Source organism: Aminobacter sp. P4_H6_2, from assembly GCF_056400805.1.
This window is the reverse complement of record NZ_JBFUKO010000286.1, coordinates 1-6,891: the sequence shown is the minus strand read 5'-3', so window position 1 is coordinate 6,891 and position 6,891 is coordinate 1. Positions and strand designations below refer to the sequence as shown.

The window sequence follows — 6,891 nt, the reverse complement described above, 5'->3', positions numbered from 1 at the left end:
GCTTTGGGAGGGCCTGTTCGCGCTTCTCAAGAAGAACCCGCTCAACATCTTCCTGGTGCCGTTTTGGCTGTTGAAGGGCCCGGCACGGCTCAAGCAGGCGATTGCTGCGGCAGTCGATATCGATCCGGCGACGCTGCCTTACCGGCCGGAGATACTGGAGCGGCTCCGCGAAGAGCAGGCGCATGGCCGCAAAATCGTTCTTGCGACCGGCACGCCGCGTAAATTCGCCGAGGCCATCGCCCGGCACCTGGGGTTGTTTGACGCTGTGCTTGCCAGCGATGGCGCCGAAAACTTGACGGCGGAACGCAAGCGCAAGGCGCTCGTGGACGCTTATGGCGACGGCGGCTTCGACTATGCCGGCAACAGTCGCCACGATCTCAAGGTGTTTGACGCCGCGCGTGACGCGATTGTCGTTGCACCCGACCGTGCAGCCGCGCGCTGGCAGGTCAGCCACAGCTGCGAGCTGATTGCTGCGCAAAAGCCAAGTTGGCGCACCATCCTCAAAATGCTGCGCGTGCACCAGTGGCTCAAGAATGTGCTGATCGCCGTGCCRCTTGTGCTGGCGCACAAATATTTCAATTTGGATATGCTGGTGCCGGCGGTGCTAGCTTTTGTGTCCTTCAGCGCAGCTGCTTCGGCAATCTATATCGTCAACGACTTCTTTGATCTGACGCTGGACCGGGCGCACCCGACCAAACGCGAAAGGCCATTCGCCAGTGGAAAGCTGTCGATCCCGTTCGGGCTCGCATCGGTGGCGATCCTGCTTGTCATCAGTTTGGTGGCGGCAGCCTTTACGACGATCGAGTTTATCGCCGTGCTGCTTGTCTATCTTGTCGCTACCACCGCCTATTCGGTGGCGGTGAAGCGCATGCTGCTGATCGACGTGCTGGCGCTAGCAGGGCTCTACACCTTGCGTATCCTTGCTGGTGCTGCGGCGACTGGCGTCGACGTGTCGTTCTGGCTGCTCGCTTTCTCGATCTTCTTCTTCCTCTCGCTGGCGCTGGTGAAGCGCTATGTCGAATTGCGCACATCGAGCCTCAGCGTAGGCGAGCGTATTGCTGGGCGCGGCTACCGCATCGAGGACCAGGAGATCGTCGCCCAGGCCGGCATGGCCTCGGCCTTTTCGTCAGCACTGGTGTTGGCGCTCTACATCGATAGCAGTGCGGTGCGCGAGCTTTACGAGCACCCATGGCTGGTGTGGCCGCTAGCGCCGATCGTGCTTTACCTCACCATGCGCATCTGGATTCTCGCCCGCCGCGACGAACTGCATGACGACCCGGTGGTCTTCATCATCCGCGACTGGCGCAGCCAGATCGTGGTTCTCCTCGGGGCGATGCTGCTTGTGGTGGCGGGATTGTGAGGATGGGCGCGCCCAATTACCAGAGTTTCGGCCGCGCCAATCCAGGCGCGCRCCAGGTGGTCGACATCGCCGAGGCGATGAAGCTCCTGGCCAGCGGATCGGCACAGGCATCCTCATTGCTCGCCTATGGCAATGGCCGCAGCTATGGCGACAGCTGTCAGAACAGCGCTGGAGCTATCGTCGACATGCGGCCGCGCAAGCGAGTGCTTTCCTTCAACGCGGAGACCGGGCTGATCGAGGCTGAAGCGGGCATGCTGCTCGCGGACATCATCGCTTACGGTGCGCCGCACGGTTTTTTCCCCGCCGTGGTGCCCGGTACGCAGTTCGTCACGCTCGGCGGCGCCATCGCCAATGACGTGCATGGCAAGAACCATCATCGTCGCGGCAGTTTTGGCTGCCATGTCGAGCGGCTGACGCTGTTGCGGTCTGATGGCCGAACCTATGTCTGTTCGCCGAGCGAGAATGCCCGGCTGTTTTGGGCAACGATTGGCGGCATGGGGCTGACGGGCATCATCCTGTCCGCTGCCATCCGGCTGATGCGGGTACCGTCGCTCGACATCGCCGAGACGGTAAAGCCGTTCCGCAATCTCGCAGAATACTTCGATCTGGCCGAGGCGGCCGACCGCGACAACGAATATGCGGTCGCCTGGATCGACCAACTTGCCGGCGGTAGACATGCCGGGCGCGGCCTGCTGCTCGCCGGTAATCATGCGACTTATGGTGCGCGCACGGCAGAGCGCGGCGTGGCCAAATTGTCAGTGCCGTTCCAGCCACCGCTGACCTTGCTCAACCGCCCGTTCCTGAAGCTCTTCAACGCCGCATATGGCTGGCGGCGCGGTCGCCGTACCGAAAGCCAGGCCAGCTACCAGAAATTCTTCTTTCCCCTTGACGGCGTTGCCGACTGGAACCGGCTTTACGGCCCAAATGGGCTTTTCCAGCACCAGAGCGTGGTCCCTGAAGAGGCGGCCCGCGATACCATTCCGGCATTGCTGGCAGCAGCGCGAAGGGCCGGGCAGGGTTCGTTCCTGACAGTGCTCAAGCGCTTTGGCACCCGGGGCTCGCCGGCGCTGACGTCGTTTGCCCGGCCGGGCTATACGCTGACGCTCGATTTTCCCAACCACGGCCAACGCACCCTGAAGCTGCTCGCCGAGCTTGACGCGATCACGGTGGGAGCTGGCGGCGCGGTCAATCCCTACAAGGACGCGCGCATGTCTGCCGAGACCTTTGCTGCCTCCTTTCCGGATTGGCGGCGGCTGGAGGCTGCGCGTGACCCTGCCTTCATGTCGGATTTTTGGGCGCGCACCGCAGGCAGGCTTGGCGGGCGCAACGGCGAGGCGGCGCAGGCGGCCGAGTAGATTGCCTGCGATTGTTAGAGAAATGCGAGAAAATTTAAAATTGCCGGGAAAGCTTCACGGAATATTCGTGGCTTTTCGCTAGTTTGTGCGAAGGACGGACAAAGCAATGAAATATATTCTCTTCATCCTTTTCACAGTGATGACCAATGCGGCAGCCCAATTGATGCTCAAGCATGGCATGATGTCGCTTGGTCCGCTTTCTTTTGAGGGCACCAATCCGCTGATCAAGATCTTGCAGATCGTCTTCAGCCCTTGGGTCTTTGCCGGATTGCTAACCTTCGTCATTTCGATGGCATCGCATCTTTATGTGCTGTCCAAGGTCGAGCTCAGCTTTGCCTATCCGTTCCTTAGCCTCGCCTATGTGGCGGTCGCGGTGTTCGCCTATTTCGTCTTCCATGAGGACCTGAACGCCTGGCGTATCGCCGGTATCGCCTTCATTTGCTTTGGCACCGTGCTGATCGCCCAGAGCGGCCGCGACCATGGCGAGGTTGTCGCTGCGGCCTCCATCGAACCCACCAAGACAAGCGAGCTTTTGCGATGAGACACATCATTTTCGGAGGCGACGGCTTCGTCGGTCGTCATCTTGCGCCCAAATTGATCGCCGACGGCGAAGAGGTTGTCGTTGCTGACATCGTCAAAAGCGATCTCGCGCATTACCACAACGTGCGCTTCGTCCATTGCGACGTGACCGATCCGACGTCGATCGCAGCCGTCGGCATCAAGGCCGACGACATGGTCTATAATCTGTCGGCCAAGATGCTGTCGCCGCTGCAGGTGCGGGCCAAGCGCCACGACTTCTTTTTCCCGGTCAATTATTTCGGCACCGAAAACATCATCAAGGCGATGGATCATGCCGCGGCACCCAAGCTGGTGCACTACACCACCGACATGATCTACGGCCACACGGTGACCCAGCCGATGACCGAAGAGCACCCGGTGGCGCCGCTTGGCGAATATGGCTGGTCGAAGCAGAAGACTGAGGAACTGGCCGCCGAATGGCGGACGCGCGGCATGAACATTTCGCTGTTTCGTCCGCGCCTGATCATCGGCCCCGGCCGTCTCGGCATCCTGGAAAAGCTGTTCAAGCTGATCGACTGGAACCTTCCCGTGCCGATGATCGGTTCGGGTAAGAACCCCTACCAATTCATCTCGGTGTTCGATTGCGCGGAAGCCGCGCGCCTCGCATGGAAGGCTGGCGTGCCGAATGAGGCCTACAATCTCGGTTCGCTCAACYCGCCGCCGGTGCGCAAGCTGCTCGGCGATCTGGTCAAGCATGCCGGTTCGAAGTCGATCCTGCTGCCGACGCCGGGCTGGGCGGTGAAGCGTACGCTCGACCTGCTCGACATGATGAACATGCCGATCATGGACCCCGAGCAATATCTGATCGCCGACGAGGAGTGCGTGCTCGACGTTTCCAAGGGCGAGCGCCAGCTCGGCTGGGTGCCGAAATACCGCGACGAGGACATGCTTATCGCCGCCTACAAGGAATATCGCGCCAAGAAGGACGGTGTCGCCGCGTCCACCCAGCACGCCCCGGCCGAATAGAGGATTTGAACATGACGCTTGTCACCAAGCCGGATACGGCTCATTCGCATGCTGTCGCGGTTGCTCCGGCAATGACTTCGGCAAAGCTCGCCAAGCCGAACCTGATGTCGGTCGAGCAGGCCAAGGCGCTCGATGTCGCCAAGATGACCGACCTGTTCAAGGCGCATCTCAACCCCGGCCAGCTGCATTTCATGAAGCTGCTTGGCTTCCACAAGATCAAGATCGAGCGTGCCGAAGGCATGCACTACATCGACCAGAACGGCCGCAAGATTCTCGATTTCTTCGGCGGTTTCGGTTCGCTGGCCCTCGGCCACAACCACCCGCGCGTGCTTGAGGCACGCAAGAAGTTCCAGGAGGAGAAGCGCCACGAGATCGGCATCGCCTTCATGTCGCAATATGCGTCGGCGCTGGCCTACAATCTGGCGCAGATTTCGCCCGGCGATCTCGACATGGTGTTTTTCGGCTCGTCCGGCTCGGAAGCGATGGAGGCGGCAGTCAAGCTCGCCGAGCGTGCAGCGGGTCCGGCGCGCCCCAAGATCGTCTACGCCGAGAATTCGTTCCACGGTAAGACCAAGGGCGTGCTCTCGGTCACCGACGGTGCGCTGTATCGCGGTGAGTTCAAGCTCACAGACAACACCGTGCGTGTGCCCTTCGGCGACATCGATGCGGTCGAGGCCGCATTCCGTTCCGATCCAGCGATCGGTGCCATCGTGCTTGAAACCATCCAGGGCGGTGGTGGCATCATCACGGCGCAGGCAGAATACTGGCAGAAGCTTCGCGCCCTTTGCGACAAATACAGTGTGATCTGGGTTGCCGACGAAGTGCAGTGCGGCGTTGGCCGTTCGGGCCGTTTCTACGCTTTCGAGCACTACAATGTGGTGCCTGATATCACCGCTGTCGCCAAGTCGCTGGGTGGTGGCAAAGCTGCGATGGCAGCGATGATCGCACGCCGCGACGTCTATATGAAGGCCTATGGCACGCCCAAGACGGCGATGATCCACGCCATGGCGACTTTCGGCGGTATCGGCGAAGGCTGCATCACCGCCATCGAAACGCTCAACGTGCTCTATGACGAGGGGCTGATCGAAAACGCTGCCACGACAGGCGCTTATCTGCTGGAGCGGCTGGAAGAGCTGAAGGCGAAATATCCCAAGATCATCAAGGACGTGCGCGGCCAGGGCTTGATGGTCGGCCTCGAGTTCCACGACTTCTCGCAGACCTTGCCGATGGTGCTGCGGCCGGTGGTCAGCGTGCTCGACGACAAGCTCAAGGGGTCGCTCTCCGGCTTTGTCGGCGCCCTTTTGCTGCGCGACTACAACGTGCTGGTCGCATTCACCGAATACAACCGCAACGTTGTCCGGCTGCTGCCGCCACTGACTTGCAGCCGTGCCGATGTCGACGTGCTGGTTGCTGCGCTCGACAGCCTGCTTGGCAGAGGCATCGTTTCGATCGTCAAGGACTTCGTGAAGAGCCAGGTCAAGTAGACAAGAAGGGGGCAGATCATGAGCGCCACAGACATCAATTCAACCCGGATGCCCGGCCGTCTGGTCGATATCGCGTCAACGCTTTTTTCGACCTACTGGACGAAACGTCTGGTGACCAGCCTGTCGGCCACCGTGTTTGCGCTGTTCATCTTGCTTGTGGCTGCGGTTCCGTTCCTGCATCCCGAATACAATTGGGACATGGCGCCATACCTGGCAATCGCCATGGAAGATCAGGTCGCGGATTCGGTGCAGTTGCACGAAAAAGTCTGGGGCATCATGAAGGCGGGTGCGACGGAGGACCAGTTTCGCCAGTTGACCACGGCCAACGCTTACAACATCGCTCAATACGCCAATCCCGAGTTTTTCCAGTCGCAGCTCGTCTTTTACCGGGTCAAGATTGGCTACACGTGGCTGATCAAGACCTTTGGGCCGAGCGTCGGTTATGTCGAAACCACGCAGATCATCAACGCGGTGTCCGTCTTGATCATCGGCGCCGTCATGATGCTGTGGATGCGGCGCGAAAAAATGTTGCAGTCGGCGCTCGTGCTGGGGCCGATCATGCTTTTGGGCAGTTTTTTGTCCATGGCACAGCTGGCCATGCCGGACCTGCTCGGCACCGCGCTGTTCGTGCTTGCGGCCTATCTCATCCGCATAGGCAGAGACTGGTGGGCGGTGCCGATCCTGCTGGCTGGCTATCTGGCCCGACCCGACATGATCATCTTTTTGTTTGCGCTCTTGCTCGCGGCTGTCTTGTTTAGGGGGCGCGTGCTGCCAGCCCTTGTCGCCTTTGTGCTGGCAGGTGCTGTCTATGGCCCAATCTCGGCGGCGGGCCAGCATCCCGGTTGGTGGGCGCACTACTACTTCACCAATGTCGAAATTCAGAACGACATGCGTGGCTTTCATCCGGACTATTTTGTGGTCTCCTACCTCCGCGGGCTCGTCCGTGGCTTCACCAGTTCGTTCCGCTTTCACGAATGGCTGACGCTGTTTGCGCTGCTGGTTCTTGGCTGGCTGGCACTGCTGCGGGCCGGCAAGGTGCCGAGGCATGGCGTCGTCGCCGTGCTTTTGGCCGCACAGATCCTGTGCATCGGCGGCAAGTTCGTGGTCTTCCCGCTGCCAGAGAGCCGCGTCTACTTCCCCTACATCC

Annotated in this window: 6 protein-coding genes; all 6 read left to right on the top strand. The window is 60.5% G+C overall.

The features are described 5' to 3' along the window. Nucleotides 1-1,360 (top strand): UbiA family prenyltransferase (locus AC1DUU_RS19210; protein ID WP_476784997.1); only part of this gene is annotated, 1,360 nt, incomplete at its 5' end. A gap of 2 nt (nt 1,361-1,362) precedes the next feature. After that, nucleotides 1,363-2,715 carry an FAD-binding oxidoreductase gene (locus AC1DUU_RS19205; RefSeq protein ID WP_476784996.1) on the top strand — a complete coding sequence of 451 codons (1,353 nt, stop codon included), beginning with the start codon at nt 1,363-1,365 and terminating at the stop codon, nt 2,713-2,715. Nucleotides 2,716-2,821: 106 nt separating this feature from the next. After that, nucleotides 2,822-3,256: an EamA family transporter gene (locus AC1DUU_RS19200; protein WP_476784995.1), complete on the top strand. Its 435-nt coding sequence runs from the start codon at nt 2,822-2,824 to the stop codon at nt 3,254-3,256. Continuing rightward, complete coding sequence (locus AC1DUU_RS19195) at nt 3,253-4,260, top strand: NAD-dependent epimerase/dehydratase family protein (protein ID WP_476784994.1); 1,008 nt, start codon at nt 3,253-3,255, stop codon at nt 4,258-4,260. The genes AC1DUU_RS19200 and AC1DUU_RS19195 overlap by 4 nt, the downstream gene beginning before the upstream one ends. Nucleotides 4,261-4,331: 71 nt before the next feature. Further along, nucleotides 4,332-5,744: an aspartate aminotransferase family protein gene (locus AC1DUU_RS19190; RefSeq protein WP_476784998.1), complete on the top strand. Its 1,413-nt coding sequence runs from the start codon at nt 4,332-4,334 to the stop codon at nt 5,742-5,744. An 18-nt stretch (nt 5,745-5,762) separates the two neighbouring features. Continuing rightward, nucleotides 5,763-6,891, top strand: a 1,129-nt coding sequence (locus tag AC1DUU_RS19185) for a hypothetical protein (RefSeq protein WP_476784993.1), incomplete at its 3' end; no start/stop codon positions are given.

Excerpts from the sequence above, each read along its gene's own strand:
- AC1DUU_RS19200 (WP_476784995.1), top strand. The coding sequence starts at position 2,822 with ATGAAATATATTCTCTTCATCCTTTTCACAGTGATGACCAATGCGGCA.
- AC1DUU_RS19190 (WP_476784998.1), top strand. The coding sequence starts at position 4,332 with ATGACTTCGGCAAAGCTCGCCAAGCCGAACCTGATGTCGGTCGAGCAG.